Here is a 20,863-nt window from a genome sequence, read left to right as displayed (position 1 = left end):
GGGCGCGGCGGCGCGGGCGCCGGCCGGGGCGCGAAGGTTAGAGCCTGTCGAGAAAGCTTTCGACACGCTCGAAATAGCGGGTCCAATTCGGCGCCTCGAAGCGGCGCGCGGCGTCGATGGCGGCGAGATGGCGGGGGGAATTCGCCGTCGAGAAATCCTCGATCGCGCGCTTCCAGCCGAGCCCGTCTATGGGCGACAGAAACAGCGCGCGCTCCTGCGCGATCTCGTGAAAAACGGGAATGTCGGAGACGATGGCCGGCGTTCCGAGCGAGAGCGCCTCGACCACCGGGAGGCCATAGCCTTCCGCGAAGCTCGGCATCAGCAGCGCATTGGCGTTGGCGAGCAGCCGGCGCAGCGTGGCCGCGGGCAGGTCGCTCGTCCAGCGAACATGGGGGCGGAGCGCCTCGCAGCGATTCAGCATGTCGACGATCTGCTGATTCTCCCAGCCGCGTCCGCCGACGAGGACGAGCTTGGGGACAGGCTGCGGGCCAGCGGCCAGGGCGCGCCAGAGATTGAGCAGCATCAGATGATTCTTGCGCGGCTCCAGCGTGGAGACGAGCATGAAATAATCGCAGCGCGCGAGCGGTTCGTCGGGCGCATCCGCGGCCTCGCCCTGTGTCGACGGCGCCGGCTCGACATGAATTGGAATGCGCGCGCCTGTGGCCGCGATCTCGCGCTCGACGCGCTCGGCGACCGTCTCGCTCGTCGTCAGCAGCGCATTGGCGTGGCGCAAGATCGTGTCGATGCGCCTGCGAAACAGCGCCTCATAGCCGCGGCGGAAGAACTCCGGCCGATCGAGCGGCAGAAGGTCATGCACGAAGAAGACGGCGCGCATGTCCGGCCGTCGCTCCAGCCATCGAAACAGCAGCGGGAACTCGCAGGCGTGCTGGGCGATGTTCAAATAGAGCGCGCCCGGCGGCAGCGCGCGCGGCGCGTCATTGGCGAGACGCAGCGGCGCGCGCCAGAGAAATTGGCTGAGCGCGTCGCGCGGCGCAGTGGCGGAGGCGGACGGCGCCGTCTCCTCGCCGAGCAGCCAGCCGCGCAGCCGCGTCCAATCCGCCGAATCGTCCGTCGCGGCGGGCGTGACATCGGCGACGATTCGGGCGAGGCGCGAGGGCGCGAGCACATGCGGGCCGCGCACGCCATAATGCGCGCCACAGGACAGCCGCGGATGCGCGGCGAAATGGCGTGCGAAGGCGAGATCGGTGCGCCCGATGCCGGCCGCGCCCGCCGCCCTTCCGAGGGAGACGAGATGCGTGGCGTCATAGACGATCGGGCGCGTCATTCTCTCGTCTCTCTACCAGAGCGCCAGATGGCGCGAATAGAGCGAGAGAGCCGGATGATAATAGGGATCGTCGCGGATGACGTCGCGCCAGCGATCACGGAAATAGTCGCGCTCCTTGGCGTAGACGCTCATCGGGCGAAACCGGGCCGAGCCGCGCGACGCCGACTCATAATGCAGCAGCCGCGCGGCCGGCTCATAGAGCGTGGTCCAGCCGCGCTCGCCGAGGCGCAGGCAGAGATCGGTGTCGTTGAACTCGATCGGCAGATTGATCTCATCGAAGCCGCCGACCGCGTCGAGCTTGCGGCGCTCCACCGCCATGCAGGCGGCGGTGACGGCAGAGCTCTCATGCGCGAGTCCCGCGCGGTCGAGCCATGACGGCGTCTGCGGCGCGACCAGCGCGCCGAAATGGCCGGCGTCCTGGCCGAGCCCTATGGTGACGCCCGCATGCTGGATGCGGCCGTCAGGGTAGAGCAGCAGCGCGCCGACGGCGCCCGTCTGCGGCGCCATGGCCCGGCGCGCCAGCGTCTCCAGCCAGTCCGGGCTGACGACCACCGTGTCATTGTTGAGAAAGAGGATCACCTCGCCGCGCGCCGAGCGAACGGCGTCATTGTTGAGGCGCGCGAAATTGAACGGCTCCGGCCGCGACAGCAGGCGCACGCGCGGGTCTTTCTTCGCCTTGTCGAAAAGGGCGAAGGTCTTTGGCTCGAGGCTGCCATTGTCGACGATGACGAGCTCGAAGGACGGATGCGTCGAGAGGCGCAAGACGCTCTCGATGCAAGGGGCGAGGAGATCGGCGCGGTCGCGCGTCAGCACGATGATGGAGACGCTCGGCGCCGGCTCTGCGGATGCGGTCGGAGTGTGGATCGGCGGTTCCGCTTCTTCGTCGCGCGTGAGCAGCCAGCGGCGCAGATGCGCGATCTCCTCACGAGCGAGGCGGAAGGGCGCCGCGCGCATCGCGGCCTCGATCGATTCTGCGGCGAGAGTCGCGGCTGCATAGAAGGCGCAGCGGCCGAAATAGGGGCGCGCCGCCGCCAGCGTCGGGCTCCAATCCGGCGTGAAGCGCGGCCGCAGCCCATTTGCCGTGCGCAGCAGCTCGTCGGCGTAGATCAGCTTCGTCTGCGGCGCGCGCGCGATCCGCTCGGCGAGAGCGGCGAGGGCGTGATCGGCCAATTCATCGCCCGCATGCAGATGCGCGACGAAATCCGCCTCCGCGAGCAGAGGAAGGAGCTCGGCCTCGCTGCGCGCGAGACGCGCGGGCGAGGGATAGGATTGCCGTTCGATCGAGGCGAGCGTGCGCGCCCATTGCTCTTGCGTCGCCTCCGCGCCGGAGAGGAGAATGGCGAAGCGCGGCGCGCCGTCCGGCGCGCTACGCGGCGCATCGAGGCCCGTGGGCTCGAAAGGACGGGCGCGGCGCGCCAGCCAATTCTCGAAGGAATCGAGTGGGTCGGAATTGCTGGCCCAATCGATCGCGTTCTCGGCCTCCGCGCGATAGCCGAAGAGCGTGGGCAGAAAATAGGACCAGAGCTTCGCCGGCTTGCGGCGCCAGATGCGGCCGAGCGCCTCGGTCAGGCCGACGGGCCGCAGGCTCTCGATCGCAAAGCCGAAAGCGCCGGGCCGGTTGGTGGGGCTGATGAGAATCTCAAATGCGTCGCGGGGCAGGGCGCCGATCCAGACGCCCGCGCCGGCCGCCGGGCCGGGGAGAATGCGATCGATGACGCGATCTTTCGTCACGAAGCGCAGCACCGGCCGCACGGGATCGTCCAGCAGGCTCGTCCGAAAGACGATCTCGACGAAACGACGCGCGCCGAAATCGCCCTCCACGCGCAGCCAGGGCTCCTTCGAGAGGGCGAAGAAGCGGCCATTTTCTATGGCGACGTCCTTTTGCGGAAGGAGCGCGATTGCCTGCTTCGTCAAATGCGACCCATTTCTCGATCTGCGGCTCTCGCCGGCGATCGTCCTCTTGGGCGAGGGGCGCCGGCTTGTCAATGTCATGGCGAATGGGGCGCCCCGGCGCGATTCACCATGACGGGAGACTATTTCCCGGCGCGCGCGGCTCTATGTCAGCAGGGCGCTCGCCGTCGCGAGCGCGCCATCGAGAGGCCATCCGAACGAGAGACACGCCATGTCGCTGACGACCAGGACGCGCCCGACTCATGCCGCGGATGTTCCGCCGGCGGCCGCGGATTACGGGAAAATGCCGCTGGACGAGGTCCTCACGCGGCTCGGCGTCGATCCCAAGCGCGGGCTTTCGCCGGAGGAGGCGCGCCGAAGGCTGAAAGCCTATGGCCCCAATGCGCTCCCCGAGAAGCGTATTCCCTTGTGGCGCAAGGTCCTCGGCTATTTCGCCGGGCCGATGGCCTATATGATCGAGGCGGCGGCGCTCGTCTCCGCGCTGATCGGCCATTGGAATGATTTCGCCATCATTCTCGCCCTGCTGCTGTTCAATGCCGGCCTCGAGTTCTGGCAGGATCGCAAAGCCTCCAACGCATTGGCGGCGCTGAAGAAAGGCCTCGCGCCCGAGGCCACGGTGCTGCGCGACGGCGATTGGAGCGCCAAGCCCGCGGCCGAGCTGGCGCCGGGCGACATCGTGAAGATAAGGCTCGGCGTGGTCGTTCCCGCCGATCTGCGGCTGGTCGCTGGCGATTACGCCTCGATCGACCAGGCGGCGCTGACCGGCGAATCTCTGCCCGTCGCCAAAAAGGTCGGCGATGTGGCCTATTCCGGCAGCATAGTGAAGCAGGGCGAGATGATCGGCGTCGTCACGGCGACGGGCGGCAACACATTCTTCGGCCGCACGGCGAGCCTCGTCGCCGGCGCCGGCGCGGTGAGCCATGCGCAAAAGGCCATGTTCGAGATCGGCGATTTTCTCATCGTCGTCGCCGTCGCGCTCGCGGTGGTGCTGGTCGCGGTGAAGGTCTATCGCGATCTCGTCGTCGCCGACGACTGGAGCATGAAGGACGCGCTCTCCATTCTGCAATTCGTGCTGGTGCTGATGGTCGCCTCCATTCCTGTGGCCATGCCGGCGGTGTTCTCGGTGACGATGGCGCTGGGCGCGCTCGCGCTCTCCAAGGAGAAGGCGATCGTCTCCAAGCTCGCGGCGATAGAGGAGATGGCGGGCGTCGATATTCTGTGCTCCGACAAGACCGGCACGCTGACCAAGAATCAGCTGACCTTGAGCGAGCCCATCCTCTTCGAGTCCAAGGACGCGCAGGATTGCATTCTCGCCGCCGCGCTCGCCTCCAAGCTCGAGGATCGCGACGCCATAGACACGGCCTGTATCGACGCGCTGAAGGACAAGGATGCGCTCAAAGCCTATTCGATGACCAAATTCACGCCCTTCGATCCGGTGAGCAAGCGCACCCAGGCGATGGTCACGGACGCCCAGGGCAAATCGATCATCGTCTCCAAAGGCGCGCCGCAGGCGATCGTCGATCTCGTCCATCCCGACGCCAGCGTGGCGCTGCGCGTGAAGAGCATTGTCGCCGAGCTCGCCGAGAAGGGCTCGCGCTCGCTGGCCGTGGCGCGCTCGGAGGACGATGGCGCGAGCTTCCGGCTGCTCGGCGTGCTGCCCATGTTCGATCCGCCGCGCGCCGACTCCAAGGCGACCATCGCCGCCGCCCGCGCCAAGGGCGTGGTGGTGAAGATGGTGACGGGCGACGACACGGCGATCGCGATAGAGACGGCGCGCCAGCTCGGCCTCGGCGATCACATTGTCGCGGCCGCCGATATCTTCCCGAAAGATCTCGATCCCAATCATCTCTCCGTCGATGTCGTCGACGCGATCGAGCGGGCGGACGGCTTCGCGCGCGTGTTTCCCGAGCATAAATATGCGATCGTCAAGGCGCTGCAGCACCGCGGCCATCTCGTCGCCATGACCGGCGACGGCGTCAATGACGCGCCGGCGCTGAAGCAGGCCGATTGCGGAATCGCCGTCTCCGGCGCCACCGACGCCGCCCGTGGCGCCGCGGCGCTGATTCTCACCGCGCCCGGCCTCTCGGTCATCTCCAGCGCCATAGACGAGGCGCGGCGCATCTTCGGGCGCATCGAGAGCTACACCACCTATCGCGTGGCGCTGACGATCGACATCATGTTCGTCGTCGTGCTGTCGAGCGTGTTCCTCGGCTTCACGCCGCTCACCGCGGCGATGATCGTCGTGATGTCGCTGCTCGACGACGCGCCGATCATGACCATCGCCTATGACAACACGCCGGTGGAGCCGCGGCCGATCCGCTGGCGCATGCCGCGGCTGCTGGCGATCGCAACCATGCTCGGCCTCGTCTGCGTCATCGAATCCTTCGGGCTGCTGCTCATCGGCGTTCGCGCTCTCGCGCATGAGCCGCTGAAAGAGGCCATGCAGCTGTTCACGCCGCAGCAATTGCAGACGATGATGTTCCTGCAGCTGGTCGTCGGCGGCCATCTGCTGCTGCTGGTCGCGCGCACGCGGCGCTGGTTCTTCATGCCGCCTTTTCCGGCGTGGAAGCTGCTGCTGGCGATCGTCGCGACACAGATTCTCGCCGCCGCAATGTGCTATTTCGGCTGGCTCGTGCCGCCCATCTCGCTGCGGCTCATCGGCATCGTCTGGGCCTATTGCATCGCCTTCATGTTCATCCTCGGCCTGGTGCGCAAGATCGTGGCGCGCGTCGTGGACCATCGCATGAGGCGTCAGGAGAAGAGCGTCGCCACTGTGGAGCGGCCGCTCGCCGGCGGGCTCGTGCTGGCGACGCAAAAGTCCAATTGAAGGGGAAGAGCCGATGGATTGGCGTGAGAAATATGCGGTCGAGCCGGGCGGAAAGCTCCGCCTCTCCGATTACGACCCCTCCGACACGGGCAAGCACAAGTCCCATGAGGAGGCGCTGCCCAAGATCAAGGACCATGTCGAGCGCATGGCCAAGCTGCAATATCTGCTCTACGCCGACGGCTCGCAGGCGCTGCTCATCGTGCTGCAGGGGCTCGACGCCGCCGGCAAGGACGGCACCATCCGTCACTTGTTCTCCGGCATGAATCCGCAGGGCGTCTCGGTCGCCTGCTTCAAGCAGCCGACGCCGATCGAGCATGAGCATGATTTTCTCTGGCGCATCCACGCCCATGCGCCGTCCAAGGGCGACGTCGTCATCTTCAACCGCTCGCATTACGAGGATGTTCTCGTCGTGCGTGTGCATAAGCTCGTGCCGCGGGACGTCTGGTCGAAGCGCTATGACGAGATCAACGAGTTCGAGCATCTGCTGACGCGCGACGGCAATGTGAAGATTTTGAAATTCTATCTCCACATCAGCCCGGAGGAGCAGCTCGCGCGCTTCAAGCAGAGGCTCGACGATCCGGCGCGCAATTGGAAGATCAGCGAGAGCGACTACACGGAGCGCGAATATTGGCCGCAATATGTGGAGGCCTATGAGGAGGCGCTGACGCGCACCAGCACGAAGCAGGCGCCCTGGTTCGTGGTTCCGTCGAATCACAAATGGTTTCGCGATCTCGTCATCTCGCGCATCGTCGTCGACACGCTGGACGAGATGGGGCTGAAGCTGCCGCCGACGCGCGTCGATCTGGCGCAGATCACGAAGAAATATCACGCGGCCGTGGCGGACGCGAAAAACGGAAGCTTCGGGAAGGGGAAGTAGGCGGAGGCGCCTCAGTCGGCCTTCGCGCCTCAGTCGGCCTTGCGCTGCGTGGCGCCGTCGCTCTCGTCGCGGCGGCGGAAGCGCAGCACTGCGCCAGGGGCGCGATTGCGGGCGCTGATGCGGCTGCGGCCGGTGCCGGTGAGCACATAGCGGCCGCGACTGTCATCCCACCGCATGAGATCGGCCGCTATGGCGCGCTGGCGCAGCGCCATGGTCATGGGATCCTGCACATGCGGCGGCGCAATGTCGCCATGCGCATCGACCTTCTTCAAGGCCTCGATCAGCGTGGTTTCTTGAGCGTCCGTCATCGCTCTCCGTATATGACGCCGATCGGCCCGAGGAGCAAGGATTTTGAGCGAATGGCGTAGCCGAAGGTTAGCGCCGTCTTGCCGAAAGACGGCGCTCGGAGCTTGGTCAGCGAGCGGCCTCGGGAAGGCGACGCTTCCACCTTTCGCCGGCGCGCAGCTCTTTGTCGAGGACCCAGCGCAGCTGAATGGGGCGGCGGACGCGGCGGCCTTTCGGCTCGCTCTCCACAGCGGCGACCGGGATGGCGATCGGCGCCGGCCGCGGCGCGACAATGGCCGCCGGAGCGGGCGTGGGCGCCGGAGCGCGCCGCGGCGTGGGCGCCGGAGCCGCTTCCGTCGTCTTGCGCGGACGACCGGGGCGCGCCCGCGTCGGGGCCTTGGCCAGCGCTTCGATCTCGGCCTCGATCTTCGGCTCGACGGCTTTCTTCACGCCGCGCGGACGGCCGGGACCGCGGCGAACCGGCTCCTCCGGCTCGGGCTGCGGCGCGACGATTTCTATGAGGCTCGGAAGCACGCGGCCGGTCGTCGTCGCGCCGGGCGCGGCCTCCGCCGTCGTCACGGGCTCGGCCTTTTTGCCGAAGACGAGATCGGCCGCCTTCATCGCGGCTTCATAGCTGTCGTCGTGATGAACCTCGCGCTCCACGACTCGCGGCGCGAAGGTCGAAAGATCGAGAAATGCGGGCTTGGGATCGGGCGTCGCCTCCTCGAGCGGGCCGAGACGTCCCGCCGCCGCCTTGGCGGAGCGAGATTTGAATTCCTTGACGAAAGGGCGGACGATGCGGCGCATGGGTCTCCGGCGTCGATGGGGGCAAAACAGCTTCCGCCGGACGATATTCGTCCGAATCGGTCGGCCGGCTCCGAGCTTTCCCAGGATGAACGGAAATTCCGAACGCTGGTAGAGTGGGCGAATACTTAGCCGATGTCGAGAGAAAATGCTCGTGCGGTGACAAATTTGTTACTCTGCCGCACGCGCCGATAGAAGCCGCCCGGCAAATCTCTACTTTATCGTGCGAATCACTTCGCGCTACGGCGCTGCGCCACTTCACGCCGCAGCGCGGACTGACGTCGGCGACCAAATGCAGGATTGAACTCGCCGCCAGCGCCGCTAATTGCATCGCGATACGTATGAAAACGGGAGCCGTATCATGGAGTCCTGCGAACAGCCGCTGGCGTCGATGACATTCTGCGAGGCGGTGAGCTGCGTATGGGCGAAGGGCGAGACCGCGCTCAACTCGGTGCTGCAGACGCCCGCCACCGCGAGCATAGGCGACTGGGCGCTGACGCTGCTCGTCGGGCTCGTCCTGCTCAATCTCGTCATCATGCTGTTCCGCGCGGCTTTCCCCCGCCGCCGCTTCGACGAGCGCGTCCCGACCTCCAGGGCGTGAGACGCTCCGATTTTTCGAACGGGAGGAAATTGGCGCCGCCGGGGGCGAACCTCGACGGCGTTTTCTCGTCTTCGTCTCAGTTCGAGGCGTAAGCCGCCTGAGCGCCGGCGGTCGTATAGGTGTTGACCGGCTGCGTCGAGGTCGGCGCGTCATCGGCGTCGCCATCGTGGCCGGCGTTGATTTCCTGGCTGCCGCCGCTCTGCGGGGCGGGGGGAGCCTGCGTTTGATTCGTCGGGCCGCTCGACGCGGGCCGGTTGGCGTAGAGCGCCTGGGCGCTGAAGCCGGAAATCGCAGAGATGGACATTTTTTGCTCCTTTCGCGAAAGCGAGCAAAAGCTGGCCTCGCGAGAACGCCTGATCGATTTCAGGCCCCACGACGGATAGCGCGCAAGTGTTACCAATTGCTGCGCTTATGCTGCGCAGGCTCGCAATCTAAATCGGAGTGGAGAGCATCGGGGGACAAAAACGATGGCGCAGCCGATCGCTTTGCTTGGTGGAGCTGCGGGGAATCGAACCCCGGACCTCTGCAGTGCGATTGCAGCGCTCTCCCATCTGAGCTACAGCCCCGTTCCGAGGCGCTGATTACTCGGCGCCTATCCGGCTGTCAATCCGCTCCGCGTCGAAATCGTTCCCCGTCCCGAAATGACCCGTTCCCACACGGCCGAGCCGGAGCCTTTCGCATTCGGCGCGTGGCGCCCGTCCGCGCGGGGATTGCGGCGGCGGAGCAGGAAGGATAGAGAATTCTCACGAATTCGACCGTTGGAAAGCGCAACGATGCAATATGCCGTGGCCAATCTCATCTTCACGATCATCGACCTCTATTGGTGGGTCGTCATCGCAATGGCGGTCATGTCCTGGCTCGTCGCCTTCGATGTGGTGAACACCAGATCGCGCGTCGTCTACTCGCTGTGGAATGCGCTGAACGCGCTGACCGAGCCGGTGCTGCGGCCGATTCGCAGCGTCGTGCCGAGCCTCGGCGGAATGGACATCTCGCCCATCATCCTGCTGCTCGCGCTGCAATTTCTGCGCAATCTCGTCGCCGGCCAGCTCGGCGGCCTAGGCTGACATGACAGAGGCCGCGGCCTGGAGCGCGGAGGGCGACGGCGTCGCTCTGTGGGTTCGGCTGACGCCCAAGGGCGGCCGCGACGCCGTGGAAGGCGTCGAGCGTCTGGCCGATGGTCGGGCGGTGCTCAAGGCCCGGGTGCGGGCGGCGCCGGAGGATGGGCGCGCCAATGACGCGCTGGTCGAATTGGTGGCCGAGACGATCGGCGCGCCGCGCAGAACCGTGTCGATCGCCTCCGGTCACACGGCGCGGCTGAAAAAGCTCTTCATCGCGGGCGATCCCGCACGGCTCCTCGCAGCGCTGGAGAAGACCGGCGCGACAAGAAATGGTTGAGGCATGAGCAAGTCGAAGGTCGGAAATTTTTTCGAGGATTTCTCGCTGGGTCAGGTGATCCGCCACGCCGCGCCGCGCACGGTGACGGCGGGCGACGTCGCGCTCTACACGGCGCTCTATCTGCCGCGCTTCGCCGTCCAATCCTCGGCGGCTTTCGCTCAGGCGATCGGCTATAGGGAAGCGCCGATCGACGATATTCTGGTTTTCCATTTCGTGCTCGGCAAGACCGTGCCGGACGTCTCGCTCAACGCCATCGCCAATCTCGGCTATGCGGATTTCAAATTTCTGGCGCCCGTCTATCCGGGCGACACGCTGACCGCGACATCCGAGGTCATCGGCCTCAAGGAGAACTCCAATAAGGAGACCGGCGTCGTCTATGTGCGCTCCACCGGCAAGAATCAGCGCGGCGAGACGGTGCTCGACTACGCCCGCTGGGTGATGGTGAAGAAGCGCGACAAGGACGCCCCGGTCGGGCCGGAGGTCGTGCCGACGCTGCCCAAATCCGTCGCTCCCGCCGATCTCGGCAAGGCCGTGCCGGCGATAAACGTCGCCGCCTATGACAAGGATTTGGCCGGCTCGCCCTATTTCTGGGGCGATTACGAAGTGGGCGAGAAGATCGACCATATCGACGGAATGACCGTTGAAGAGGCCGAGCATCAGATCGCCACGCGCCTCTACCAGAACAATTCCAAGGTCCATTTCAACCAATATTACGAAGCGCAAGGCCGGTTCGGAAAGCGCATCATCTATGGCGGGCATGTGATCTCACTCGCCCGCGCGCTCTCTTTCAACGGTCTCGAGAACGCCTTCCACATCGCGGCGGTGAATGGCGGGCGCCATGTCAATCCGCTCTTTGCCGGCGGCACTGTCTTCGCCTGGTCGGAAGTGCTGGACAAGGCCGAGATTCCCGGCCGTTCCGACATTGGCGCGCTGCGCCTGCGGCTCGTCGCCACAAAGGATCACCCGCCGGCGGATTTCCCGCTGACCACTGCCGAGGGCAAGCCGCATCCGGCCGTGCTGCTCGATCTCGACTATTGGGCGGTTCTGCCGCGCTGACGCCAATGCGGCGGCCGGACGCCGGCCGCCGCTCTGTCTCCCCGGGAGCGAGGGGAGAGATATCAGTGGAGCGTTTTCAGCCAGTCATCGACGTCCTTGCGGACAGCTTCCTTGCTCTTTCCATAGCGTTTCTGCAGCTCGCCTTCGAATTGCTCGCGCTTGCCCTGGATGCGCGACAGATCATCATCGGTCAAATCGCCCCATTTTTCTCTAATCTTGCCTTTGGCCTGCTTCCAATTGCCTTCGATCTGGTTCCATTCCATCGCTTCTGCTCCTGTGCTGTGGCGCATCTATTTGTGAAGCGCCGCATAGGTCGGGAGATAATCCGCGCCGCCGCGGATGGTTCCATCGTCCTTCGCCCCGCTGGAGCGCGGCGCTATTTGTTCGACATCGTGAAATGAAAGGTCGTCACATGATTGCGAAAGCCTGGATTGCGCTCGCGCTGGCGCTGTGTCTCGCCAGCTCCTCGAGCCTCGCCGCGCCGCCCGCGGCGCAGAAAAAGGAGAGCGAGGAGGCTTCGGATCCGTCGCAAGGCCTTCCGACCGAGGTCACGACCACACATTCCATGTCGATTCGCGGCGAGAAGCTGGCCTTCCTCGCCCGCGCCGGCGCGGTGCGGCTGCGCGACGCCCAGAGCGGCGCGGCGCGCGTCGATGTGGCCTTCGTGTCCTATGAGCGCTCCGACGTCGATGCGGCCGCGCGCCCCATCGCCTTCGTCTTCAACGGCGGGCCGGGCGCGGCGTCGGCCTGGCTCGGCCTCGGCGGACTCTCGCCCTGGCGCCTGTCGCTCGGCGCAGGGCCGCTGTCGCCTTCCGCGCCGCCCGTCGTCGTGGACAATGCCGAGAGCTGGCTGCCCTTCGTCGATCTCGTCTTCATCGACCCGCCGGGCACGGGCTACAGCAAATTCCTCACCGACAATGAGGAGACGCGAAAGCATTTCTTCTCGGCGCAGGGCGATGCGGAAGCGCTCGCCGTCGTGGTGCGCAAATGGCTGGCGACGCATCGGCGCATCGCCTCGCCGAAGTTTCTGGTCGGCGAGAGCTATGGCGGCTTTCGCGCTGTCGAGCTCGCCCATGCGCTGCGCGAGCGCGAGAGCATAGGCGTCGAAGGCCTTGTGCTGATCTCGCCGGCGCTGGATTTCGCCTGGCTGGACAGCCCGCGCAATCTCCTGTCGCTGGCGGGCCGCCTGCCGTCCTATGCGGCGGTGGCGCGCGACGCCAAGCAGCGCGCCGAGCTCGCCGATGTCGAGGCCTACGCCTCGGGCGAGTTTCTCGTCGATCTGCTCAAAGGCCCGCGCGACAAGGAGGCGCTGGAGCGTCTCGACGCCAATGTCGCGCGCTTCACCGGGCTCGAATCTCGCATCGTGACGGAGGAGGGCGGCCGCGTCTCGCTGAAGACCTTTTTGCGCGATCGTCTGCGCGCCTCTCATCTCGTCTCCAGCGCCTATGACGGCGAGATCACGGGCTTCGATCCGCGGCCCTTCTCGCGCGAGAGCGATTGGTCCGATCCTGTGCTCGACGCGCTCGCCGCGCCGCTCGGCGCCGCCATGACGCGCGTCACGATCGAGAAGCTGCAATGGCCGATCGGCGACGCGCGCTATGAGATTCTCAATCACAAGGTCGCGCGGGACTGGGACTTCGGCCGCGGCGGCCGCGCCAATGCGGAGGCGGTCTCGACGTTGCGCGACGAGCTGGCTCTCGACGCGCGTCTGAAGGTGCTCGTCGCCCATGGGCTCGCCGATCTGGTGACGCCTTATTATGCGAGCAAGCTGATCCTCGATCAGCTGCCCGCATTCGGCGAGCCGACGCGCGTGCGGCTCGTGACGACGCCCGGCGGCCACATGTCCTATATCCGCGACGATTCCCGCCGTCTGCTGCGCGACGAGGCGCGCAAGACGATCGAAGGAAAATAAGCGTTTTCCGAGCTGGAAGGGCGGCGCCGCGTCGCCGCCCGCGCGCGCGACAATTGGCTCGCCGCGCGCGCAATCGACGTGAGACGAGCGAGATAAGCTCACCCAATTCCAAAATGGAAATATTCCAATCAGCTGCTTTCAGACAATGTTCGAAAGGAGACAGACGCCTTTGTTGTAAGCATTCCAAGAATAGCGTTCTTGCAACATTTCCAGTCTGCGTATCCTTCGATTGACCCTGCCCCTAGCTGAAAATACTCATAGTGGAAGACCTTACCGGCTTTGCCGGATTTGATTCCACGGGGGCAGGACAGAATGAACAACATCAAAGCGCCGTTTTCGCTGCGCAGCCTTCGGCGCGGGGCGTCCGAGTCGATCGCGCGCGTCGACGGCCCATCCGTGAAAGTATTGGGGGCGGCGGCGCTTCTGGCCGCCGGAGTCGGCGTCGCGACGGCGCAGGAAGCCTCGCAGCCTCTCCCGGCGGTGCGCGTCGACGCGCCGAAGGAAAAGCCCAAGCCCGTCGTCCATGCCGCGCCCGCCGCGCATCACGCCGCCAAGCCGCGCCGCGCCGCGCATGCGCCGTCGCAGCAGCCCGCCGCCCCGCAGCAAGGCGCGCAAGGCGCCCAGAGCGCGCAGGCGGGGGCAGGGGGCGGCGCCGCGCCGGCCGACGCCAATCCTTACGCCGATCCCAAGGCGCCCTATAAGGCCGATCGCCTTTCGTCCAACAAATTCACCCAGCCGCTGCTCAACACGCCGCGCACCGTGACCGTCCTCACCAAGGAAGTGCTCGACGATAAGAACGCCTTCACGCTGAAGGAGATCGCCCGCAGCACCGCTGGCGTCACGCTCGGCTCGGGCGAGGGCGGCAACGCCTTCGGCGATCGCTTCTTCATCCGCGGCTTCGACGCCCGCAACGATATTTTCGTCGACGGCGTGCGCGATCCGGGCGTCAGCTTGCGCGAGAATTTCTATACGGAACAGGTGGAAATTCTGCGCGGTCCGGGCTCCAGCTTCGCCGGCCGCGGCACTGCCGGCGGCGCGCTGAACGTCGTCACCAAGACAGCCAAGGACCGAGACTTCACCGACATGCAATTCTCCGGCGGTCCGTCGGACAATTCCAAGCGCATCACCGTCGATGTGAACAAGGCGATCAGCCCGATTCTCGCCGTGCGTCTCAACGGCCTGTTCCAGGACGCCAATGTCGCCGGCCGCAATTATGTCACCGACGACCGCAATGGCGTCTCCGGCTCCGTGGTCTTCAAGCCGATCGACAATTTCACGCTCACGGCGAACTACACCCATAGCTATCAGAACGGCCTGCCGGACTTCGGCATTCCCTATAATCGCATCACCAACAGGCCTTATGCGGAAGGCGTCACCTCGCGCAGCACATGGTATGGGCTGCTCAATCGCGACTACCAGAAATATCGGCAGGATTTCGGCACCTTCACCGGCGAGTATCGCGTCGATGACGATCTGAAGATCACCAGCCGGCTGCGGCAGGAGCGCTCCGTCATCGATTACATCGGCACGCTGACGCAGAGCGCCAGCTGGGCCGCTGGAACCGTGAACATCGGCGCGCAGAGCCGCTATCAGGTGACCAATGTTCTCGCGAGCCAGACCGACATCAATTACAAATTTGCCACAGGCCCGGTGAAGCACGAAGTGGTGCTCGGGGCGGAATACAGCCGCGAAGGCGTGACGAGAACCAATTACACCAATCTCTCGTCGGAGCTGAACGGAGGCTCGACCGGCTCGGCGCTGGTCTGCAATCTCTATCTGCCGTGCAATTCGCTTCCCTTCCTCAACACGCCGACGCTCAATCAGAATGTGACGCGCGTCGCCGTCGACACCAAGGCCGGCTATCTCATCGAGACGGCCAATTACGAGGATATCGTCATCGCCAACGCCGGCGTGCGTTTCGACGATTACACGATCACCAATCGCAACGAGTCCTATTCGACCTTCGCCGCCAATCACTCGGCGCTGGTGAATTACAATTTCGGCTTGGTGCTGAAGCCGCTGCCGGAAGTGAGCCTCTATGCGGCCTATGCGACCTCCGCCAATCCTGTCGGCGCCGAGCTCGACGGCGGCGCGGCCAATTACGGCGGTCTCACCACGGCGGTGCAGATCTTCCCGCCGCAGCGCAATTACGCCAAGGAAATCGGCGTGAAATGGGAGCTGTTCGACCGCCATCTCCTCGCGACCGCCGCGCTGTTCCGCACCGATGTGAATGGCGCGCGCGAGGTGAACGGCTCGGTGACGACTGGCAACGCCGCCTATTACGTGCAAGGCGCGGATATAGAGATCGCCGGCAATATCACCGACAAATGGAGCGTGACCGGCGGCGTCGTCATCATGGAGTCGAAGGTCACGCAATCGCAGATCGTCACCAATGTCGGCCTGCCGCTCGCCAATATCGCGCATGAATCCTTCAGCCTGCTGAGCAAATACGAGTTCGGCGATCTCTTCGGCCTCGAGGCGGATAGGCTGGAGTTCGGCGGGCAGGCGATCTATCGCTCGAAAATCTACGGCGGCAACAATATCATCGCCAATGGCGCGACGGCGGTGAATGGAACGCTCGGATGGCCGGCGCCGACTGCGGCGAATCCTTTCGTGAATGTGCCGACCGTGCTGCCCTCCTATTGGCGCTTCGACGCCTTCCTCGAGGGCAAGGTCACGGAGAACATCACGCTCAAGGTCTCGGTCATGAATCTCTTCGACCGCACCTATTATGACGCCTTCTATCAGACGGCGACGCCCTTCACGCAGGTTGCGCCCGGGCGCACCGTGCTGTTCGAGGCGCGCGCCAAATTCTAAAAGACACATTGTCGCAGGCGCCGGCTCCCTTGGAAAAGTTTCAAACAAGGAGCCGGCGCCTTTTCATTGCGCCGCAAAAAATGGAATGTGCGGATATGCTGATCTGCGTGCCGGACGTTCTGAGCAAGGAGACGGTCGCTCAATTCCGCAGCGTCATGGACGCCGCGGAGTGGGAGGACGGCGCTTCCACCGCCGGCGCCCAGCCGCCCTCGGTGAAGAGCAATGAGCAGCTGCCGCCCAATGGCGAATTGTCGCGGCGCCTCGGCGAGCGCCTTTTGCAGGCGATCGTCTCGCATCCGGGCTTCGTCGCCGCGGCGATTCCGCTGCGCATCTATCCGCCCATGTTCAATCGCTATCGCGTCGGCCATCGCTTCGGCGTGCATGTGGACAATGCCGTGCGCGGCGATCCGCTGACCGGCTTGCGCATTCGCGCCGATCTCGCCGTCACTGTCTTTCTGTCCGAGCCGGAGGAGTATGACGGCGGCGAGCTCGTCGTCGACGACGCCTACGACTCTCATCAGGTGAAGCTTCCGGCCGGCGCGCTCGCCGTCTATCCGGCGAGCGATCTGCACATGGTCGCGCCGGTCACGCGCGGCGCGCGCGTCGCCTCCTTCTTCTGGGCGCAGAGCATGATCCGCCAAGAGAGCGTGCGCGATGTGATCTATGATCTCGACACGGCGATCCAGCAGCTCGCGCCGCGGCTCGGCGGAGACGACGAGGATGTGATGAAGCTCGGCGGCGTGTATCACAATCTCATACGCCATTGGAGCGAGGTATGAGGGTCGCGCCATGCTGATCTGCATACCCGATGTGCTCGATGCGCGGCAGGTCGCCTATTTTCGCGACGTGATGTCGCAAACCGTGTGGGAAGACGGCCGCACGACGGCCGGCTCGCAATCGAGCCTGGTGAAGAATAATCTGCAGCTGCCGCAAGACGGCGCCGCCGCCCGCGAATTGGGCGATAGGGTGCTCGATGCGCTCGCAGCCTGTCCGACTTTCGTCTCCGCCGCTCTGCCGCTGCGGATTTTCCCGCCGCTGTTCAATCGTTATGGCGCGGGCCATGATTTCGGGCTGCATGTCGACAACGCTATTCGCGGCGTGCCGCGCACTTCGGTGCGCATCCGCACCGATCTCTCCGTGACGCTGTTTCTCGCCGATCCCGACGAATACGACGGCGGCGAGCTCGTCATCGAGGACCATTATGGCGCGCAAGAAGTGAAGCTGCCCGCCGGTCATCTGGTGCTCTATCCATCGACCAGCCTGCATCTCGTGCGAGAAGTGACGCGCGGCGAGCGCGTCGCATCCTTCTTCTGGCTTCAAAGCATGATTCGCGACAACGTGGTACGTTCGTTGCTTTTTGATTTGGACCAGACGATTCAAGGCCTCACGGAGAGGCTCGGCGCCGGCGATCCGGCCTGCGTCAAGCTGACGGGCGTCTATCACAATCTCATTCGCATATGGGCGGAAGCATGAAACGATCATATCAGACGCTAGCGATCGCGGCCTCGTCTCTCCTCCTCTCGACGTCTCTCTGTCTGGCCGACGGACGCGCGGACATCGTCAATCGTCCGCATGATCTCTCCGTGTCGAGCATGTTCCTCAACGCCGACATCGTCGTGAAGATCGTCATGCTCGGCCTCGTCAGCGCCTCCATCGGCACATGGACGGTGCTCATCGCCAAGACGATCGAATTGCGGCGCGCGCGCGCCCGCATTCGCGGCTCGATCGAGCGTCTGCAGGAGGCGCGCGGCCTTTCCGAAGCGCGTCTCGCGCTCGGCGGCGACGATCCTCTGGCGAGCGCGCTGATCGCCGAGGCGCTGCGCGAGTTCCGTCTCTCCTCCGATCTCTCCTCCGCCGGCGGATTGAAGGAGCGCGTCGCGTCGAGCTTCGCCGAGATCGAGCGCGCCGAGAGCCTCTCCATTCGTCGCGGCACGGGCCTGCTCGCCTCGGTCGGCTCCACCGGCCCGTTCATCGGCCTGTTCGGCACGGTGTGGGGCATTATGAACAGCTTCATCGGCATATCGAAAGCGCAGACGACCAATCTCGCCGTCGTCGCGCCTGGCATCGCCGAGGCGCTGCTCGCCACCGCCATCGGCCTCATCGCCGCGATTCCCGCCGTGCTGATCTATAATCATCTCGCGCGCCAGACGAGCGCCTATCTCGAGCTCGTCTCCAATCTCTCCGGCGAGCTGCTGCGCATCGTCTCGCGTGATCTCGATCGCGGCGTCCAGCAGGCGCCCGCCGCTCTGCGCGCCGCGGAGTAAGCCGCCATGGCCGGCAATATCGGAGGATCGCCGCGCGGCGCGCTCGAAGAGACTCACGAGATCAACGTCACGCCCTTCATCGACGTGATGCTCGTGCTCCTCATCATCTTCATGGTGGCGGCGCCGCTCGCCACTGTCGATCTTCCCGTCGATCTGCCGGCCGCGAGCGCGGCGACGCATACGAAGCCCGACAAGCCGATCTATCTCACCATTCAGGCCGATCTCGCTCTGGCGCTGGGCGAGACGCCGGTGAAGCGCAATGATCTCATCGCCTCGCTGGATTCGCTCGCCGGCGGCGACAAGGACAAGCGCGTCTTCCTGCGCGCCGACACGGCCGTGCCCTACGGCGAGATGATGGCCATTCTCGAGCGCCTGCGCTCCGGCGGCTACGCCAAGATTTCTCTCGTCGCGCTCGACGCGGGTGGGGCTACGACGGGCGGGGCCGCGAAATGACGATCGCTGCCGATCTCGACACGGGCCGGAACAATCGCATCTGGACCGGCGCCGCGCTGGCCGCGCTGGCCGCGCATCTTCTGGCGCTCGCCGCTATTTTCGTCGTCTTCGAGATCGAGACCGACGATGACGCCAGCGGCGCCCCGGCGATCGAGATCGGCCTCGCGCCCGCCGCGCCCAATGTCGAGGATTCGCCCGACGCTCCTCCCGGCCCGCAGGCCGACGAGGCCGCCGCCGCCGCGCCGGCCGTCGCCGCCTCGCAGACCAAGGAAAACGACGATCCCAAAATCTCGCGCGTCGAGGCAGAGGACGCGGATTACACGACCGCCGAAAAGCACGAGAAGCCGGTCGAGGATCCGACCAAGCGTCAGGCGACGCCGGTGATCTCGGCCGAGTCCGCCGCCTCCGAGGCGGCCGCCCCGCCCAAGACCGACGCGCTCGCCGAGGCGCCGCGCGCCATCGCGCCCGTCCAAGGCGCGGACAAGGTCGCGCGCGCGGCCAAGCTCACTTGGCTGAAGGCGCTGATGGCGCATCTCAATCGCGCCAAGCGCTATCCGAGCGGAGCGGGACGGCGCGCCGGCGAGGTCGCCGTCACCTTCACGCTCGATCGGCTCGGCCATGTGGTGAGCGCGAGCGTCAAGCGCTCGGCGGGCGACCGCATTTTCGACGACGCCGCCCTCGCCATGATGAAGCGCGCCGATCCGGTGCCGCCGCCGCCTCCCGCCGTGGCGGACGAGGGCCTCTCCTTCGAGGTGCCGGTTCAGTTTCGCGCGGCGGATAAGCACTGAGGACGATCCGTCGTTTCGGCGGACATGCTACACTTCGGCGGACTCCAACCGAAGGGACGGCATGACCGAGCGACGCTTTTCCCTGGATCTTCTATCCCTGCATGATCTCCTGCGCGTGAAGCCGCTGGAGACGCTCGCGGCGGAGTCCGGCAAGCCGAGCGAGCTGCGCCGCGTGCTGGGGCTTTGGCAGCTCACCAGCATCGGCCTCGGCGGGCTGATCGGCGTCGGCATATTCGTGCTGACCGGCGTGGTGGCGGCGACGCAGGCCGGGCCTGCGGTCTCGCTGTCCTTTCTCATCGCCGGCGTCGCCAGCGCGGCGGCGGCGCTCTGCTACGCCGAATTCGCCGGAATGATTCCGGCGGCGGGCAGCGCCTATACTTACGCCTATGCCGTGCTCGGCGAGCTCGCGGCCTGGATCATCGGCTGGGATCTGCTGCTCGAATATGCGCTCGTCGTCGCCGTCGTCTCCATCGGCTGGTCCGGCTATCTGCAGGCGCTGCTCGGCCAGCTCGGCCTCGCTCTGCCGGTCTGGGCCTCGGGCGCGGCGGGAACGGGCGAGGGCAGGGTCGTCGATCTCGCCGCCATATTGGGCGCGCTCTTCGTCGCCGGCGTGCTGGTGCTGCGCATCGAATGGGGCGCGCGCTTCAACGCCGTGATGGTGGTGGTGAAGACGGCGGCGGTTCTTATGGTGGTCGCGGCCGGCCTGCCGCATGTGCGCCTAGAGAATTGGACGCCCTTCATGCCCTATGGCTTTGGCGGCGTCGTCGAGGGCGCGGCGGTCGTGTTCTTCGCCGTCTTCGGCTATGACACGCTGACGACGGCGGCCGAGGAAGCGAAGGACCCGCAACGCCAGCTGCCCCGCGCGGTTCTGCTCTCGCTTGCCGTCGCGCTGACGCTCTATGTGGTGATGTCGCTCGTGCTCACCGGAATGGTGCGCTACGACACGCTGAACAATCCGGCGCCGGTGGCCGCGGCCTTCACCGCCGTCGGCCTTCCCTGGGCGACCTTCGTCGTCTCCGTCGCCGCGGTCGCCGGCATTATCAGCGTCATGCTGGCGTTTCTGCTCGGCTGCGCGCGCATCTGCTTCGCCATGAGCCGCGATGGTCTGCTGCCGGCCTGGTTCTCCCACGCGCATCCGCGCTTCCACACGCCGCATCGCCCGACGCTCGTCATCGGCGCGCTGACGGCGATCGTCGCCGGGCTCTATCCGATCCGCGAGGTCGCCGAGCTCGTCAATATCGGAACGCTCTCGGCCTTCGTCGTCATCTGCCTGTCCGTCATCGTCATGCGGCGCACGCGGCCGGATGCGCCGCGCAGCTTTCGCACGCCGCTCGTGCCTTATGTTCCGCTCATCGGCGTCGGCTTCTCCCTGTGGCTTCTCTCCAAGCTGCCCGCCGCGGCCTGGGAGCGCTTCGCCATATGGATGGTCCTGGGGCTGATCTTCTATTTCTCCTATGGCCGTAAGCGCAGCAAGCTCGCGCGCGCGGGCGCCGCCGGCGCGCAATCGGCCGAAGTGTAGCTTGAAAAACGAGGATGCCCGCTTCAGATAAAAAGAAAACAGGTCCGTGCGACGGGCTGTCGTCTCCGA

The 20,863-nt window shown here is 65.7% G+C and carries 20 protein-coding genes and 1 tRNA gene; 14 read left to right on the top strand and 7 right to left on the bottom strand.

The features are described 5' to 3' along the window. Positions 1-37 precede the first annotated feature (37 nt). The gene (locus METLW4_RS0109040) at positions 38-1,285 is read right to left on the bottom strand and encodes a glycosyltransferase family 4 protein (RefSeq protein ID WP_018265887.1); all 1,248 of its coding nucleotides are present in this window, start codon (positions 1,283-1,285) and stop codon (positions 38-40) included. Between the two features lie 12 nt (positions 1,286-1,297). After that, positions 1,298-3,199 (bottom strand): glycosyltransferase family 2 protein, encoded by a 1,902-nt coding sequence (locus tag METLW4_RS0109035; protein WP_020493729.1) that lies wholly within the window; start codon positions 3,197-3,199, stop codon positions 1,298-1,300. 208 nt (positions 3,200-3,407) lie between these two features. Between METLW4_RS0109035 and METLW4_RS0109030 the strand changes: the two genes are divergently transcribed. Both METLW4_RS0109030 and METLW4_RS0109025 read left to right on the top strand, forming a co-directional pair. Continuing rightward, complete coding sequence (locus METLW4_RS0109030) at positions 3,408-6,023, top strand: plasma-membrane proton-efflux P-type ATPase (protein WP_018265885.1); 2,616 nt, start codon at positions 3,408-3,410, stop codon at positions 6,021-6,023. A gap of 13 nt (positions 6,024-6,036) precedes the next feature. Next, positions 6,037-6,900 (top strand): polyphosphate kinase 2 family protein, encoded by an 864-nt coding sequence (locus METLW4_RS0109025; RefSeq protein ID WP_018265884.1) that lies wholly within the window; start codon positions 6,037-6,039, stop codon positions 6,898-6,900. A gap of 29 nt (positions 6,901-6,929) precedes the next feature. On the opposite strand, the gene METLW4_RS0109020 is transcribed toward METLW4_RS0109025, so the two are convergent. Together METLW4_RS0109020 and METLW4_RS26420 are read right to left on the bottom strand one after the other, a co-directional pair. Beyond that, positions 6,930-7,208 (bottom strand): hypothetical protein, encoded by a 279-nt coding sequence (locus tag METLW4_RS0109020; RefSeq protein ID WP_018265883.1) that lies wholly within the window; start codon positions 7,206-7,208, stop codon positions 6,930-6,932. A 106-nt stretch (positions 7,209-7,314) separates the two neighbouring features. After that, the gene (locus tag METLW4_RS26420) at positions 7,315-7,992 is read right to left on the bottom strand and encodes a hypothetical protein (RefSeq protein ID WP_051079625.1); all 678 of its coding nucleotides are present in this window, start codon (positions 7,990-7,992) and stop codon (positions 7,315-7,317) included. 358 nt (positions 7,993-8,350) lie between these two features. Here METLW4_RS26420 and METLW4_RS0109010 point away from each other — a divergent pair, with 358 nt between their 5' ends. Beyond that, complete coding sequence (locus METLW4_RS0109010; RefSeq protein WP_018265882.1) at positions 8,351-8,590, top strand: hypothetical protein; 240 nt, start codon at positions 8,351-8,353, stop codon at positions 8,588-8,590. 76 nt (positions 8,591-8,666) lie between these two features. Here METLW4_RS0109010 and METLW4_RS0109005 read toward each other — a convergent pair whose 3' ends face one another. Both METLW4_RS0109005 and METLW4_RS0109000 read right to left on the bottom strand, forming a co-directional pair. Further along, a complete protein-coding gene (locus tag METLW4_RS0109005) occupies positions 8,667-8,894 on the bottom strand; it encodes a hypothetical protein (protein ID WP_018265881.1) in 228 nt (75 codons plus the stop codon). Between the two features lie 186 nt (positions 8,895-9,080). After that, positions 9,081-9,156 (bottom strand) — tRNA-Ala (locus METLW4_RS0109000). Positions 9,157-9,363: 207 nt separating this feature from the next. Between METLW4_RS0109000 and METLW4_RS0108995 the strand changes: the two genes are divergently transcribed. The 3 genes from METLW4_RS0108995 to METLW4_RS0108985 are packed head-to-tail and all read left to right on the top strand — an operon-like array spanning position 9,364 to position 11,041. After that, positions 9,364-9,654, top strand: a complete 291-nt coding sequence (locus METLW4_RS0108995; RefSeq protein ID WP_018265880.1) for a YggT family protein — start codon at positions 9,364-9,366, stop codon at positions 9,652-9,654. A gap of 1 nt (position 9,655) precedes the next feature. Further along, complete coding sequence (locus METLW4_RS0108990) at positions 9,656-9,985, top strand: DUF167 family protein (protein WP_018265879.1); 330 nt, start codon at positions 9,656-9,658, stop codon at positions 9,983-9,985. Positions 9,986-9,988: 3 nt separating this feature from the next. Continuing rightward, a complete protein-coding gene (locus METLW4_RS0108985) occupies positions 9,989-11,041 on the top strand; it encodes a MaoC family dehydratase (protein WP_018265878.1) in 1,053 nt (350 codons plus the stop codon). Positions 11,042-11,103: 62 nt separating this feature from the next. On the opposite strand, the gene METLW4_RS0108980 is transcribed toward METLW4_RS0108985, so the two are convergent. Next, a complete protein-coding gene (locus tag METLW4_RS0108980; RefSeq protein WP_018265877.1) occupies positions 11,104-11,304 on the bottom strand; it encodes a CsbD family protein in 201 nt (66 codons plus the stop codon). Between the two features lie 149 nt (positions 11,305-11,453). Between METLW4_RS0108980 and METLW4_RS0108970 the strand changes: the two genes are divergently transcribed. The 8 genes from METLW4_RS0108970 to METLW4_RS0108935 all read left to right on the top strand — a co-directional run bounded on the left by METLW4_RS0108970 (position 11,454) and on the right by METLW4_RS0108935 (position 20,794). Then, entirely contained in the window at positions 11,454-12,953 is a 1,500-nt protein-coding gene (locus tag METLW4_RS0108970; protein ID WP_018265875.1) for a S10 family peptidase, read from the top strand. 312 nt (positions 12,954-13,265) lie between these two features. After that, positions 13,266-15,770 (top strand): TonB-dependent receptor, encoded by a 2,505-nt coding sequence (locus tag METLW4_RS0108965; RefSeq protein WP_018265874.1) that lies wholly within the window; start codon positions 13,266-13,268, stop codon positions 15,768-15,770. A gap of 95 nt (positions 15,771-15,865) precedes the next feature. Continuing rightward, complete coding sequence (locus METLW4_RS0108960; RefSeq protein WP_018265873.1) at positions 15,866-16,549, top strand: Fe2+-dependent dioxygenase; 684 nt, start codon at positions 15,866-15,868, stop codon at positions 16,547-16,549. 10 nt (positions 16,550-16,559) lie between these two features. Beyond that, positions 16,560-17,243, top strand: coding sequence for a Fe2+-dependent dioxygenase (locus METLW4_RS0108955; protein WP_018265872.1), 684 nt, complete (start codon positions 16,560-16,562; stop codon positions 17,241-17,243). Beyond that, positions 17,240-18,034, top strand: a complete 795-nt coding sequence (exbB, locus tag METLW4_RS24480; RefSeq protein ID WP_018265871.1) for a tonB-system energizer ExbB — start codon at positions 17,240-17,242, stop codon at positions 18,032-18,034. Before METLW4_RS0108955 ends, exbB begins: the two co-directional genes overlap by 4 nt. Positions 18,035-18,040: 6 nt before the next feature. Continuing rightward, positions 18,041-18,487 carry a TonB system transport protein ExbD gene (gene exbD, locus METLW4_RS0108945; RefSeq protein WP_018265870.1) on the top strand — a complete coding sequence of 149 codons (447 nt, stop codon included), beginning with the start codon at positions 18,041-18,043 and terminating at the stop codon, positions 18,485-18,487. Continuing rightward, positions 18,484-19,275 carry an energy transducer TonB gene (locus tag METLW4_RS0108940; protein WP_018265869.1) on the top strand — a complete coding sequence of 264 codons (792 nt, stop codon included), beginning with the start codon at positions 18,484-18,486 and terminating at the stop codon, positions 19,273-19,275. The genes exbD and METLW4_RS0108940 overlap by 4 nt, the downstream gene beginning before the upstream one ends. 61 nt (positions 19,276-19,336) lie before the next feature. Next, on the top strand, positions 19,337-20,794 hold the full coding sequence (locus tag METLW4_RS0108935; protein WP_018265868.1) for an amino acid permease: 1,458 nt from the start codon (positions 19,337-19,339) through the stop codon (positions 20,792-20,794). Positions 20,795-20,863: the final 69 nt, after the last annotated feature.

Origin of the sequence: Methylosinus sp. LW4, assembly GCF_000379125.1 — a bacterium.
GTDB lineage: Bacteria > Pseudomonadota > Alphaproteobacteria > Rhizobiales > Beijerinckiaceae > Methylosinus.
The sequence above is the reverse complement of the archived record's forward strand: the minus strand, read 5'-3'. Positions and strand labels throughout refer to the sequence as shown.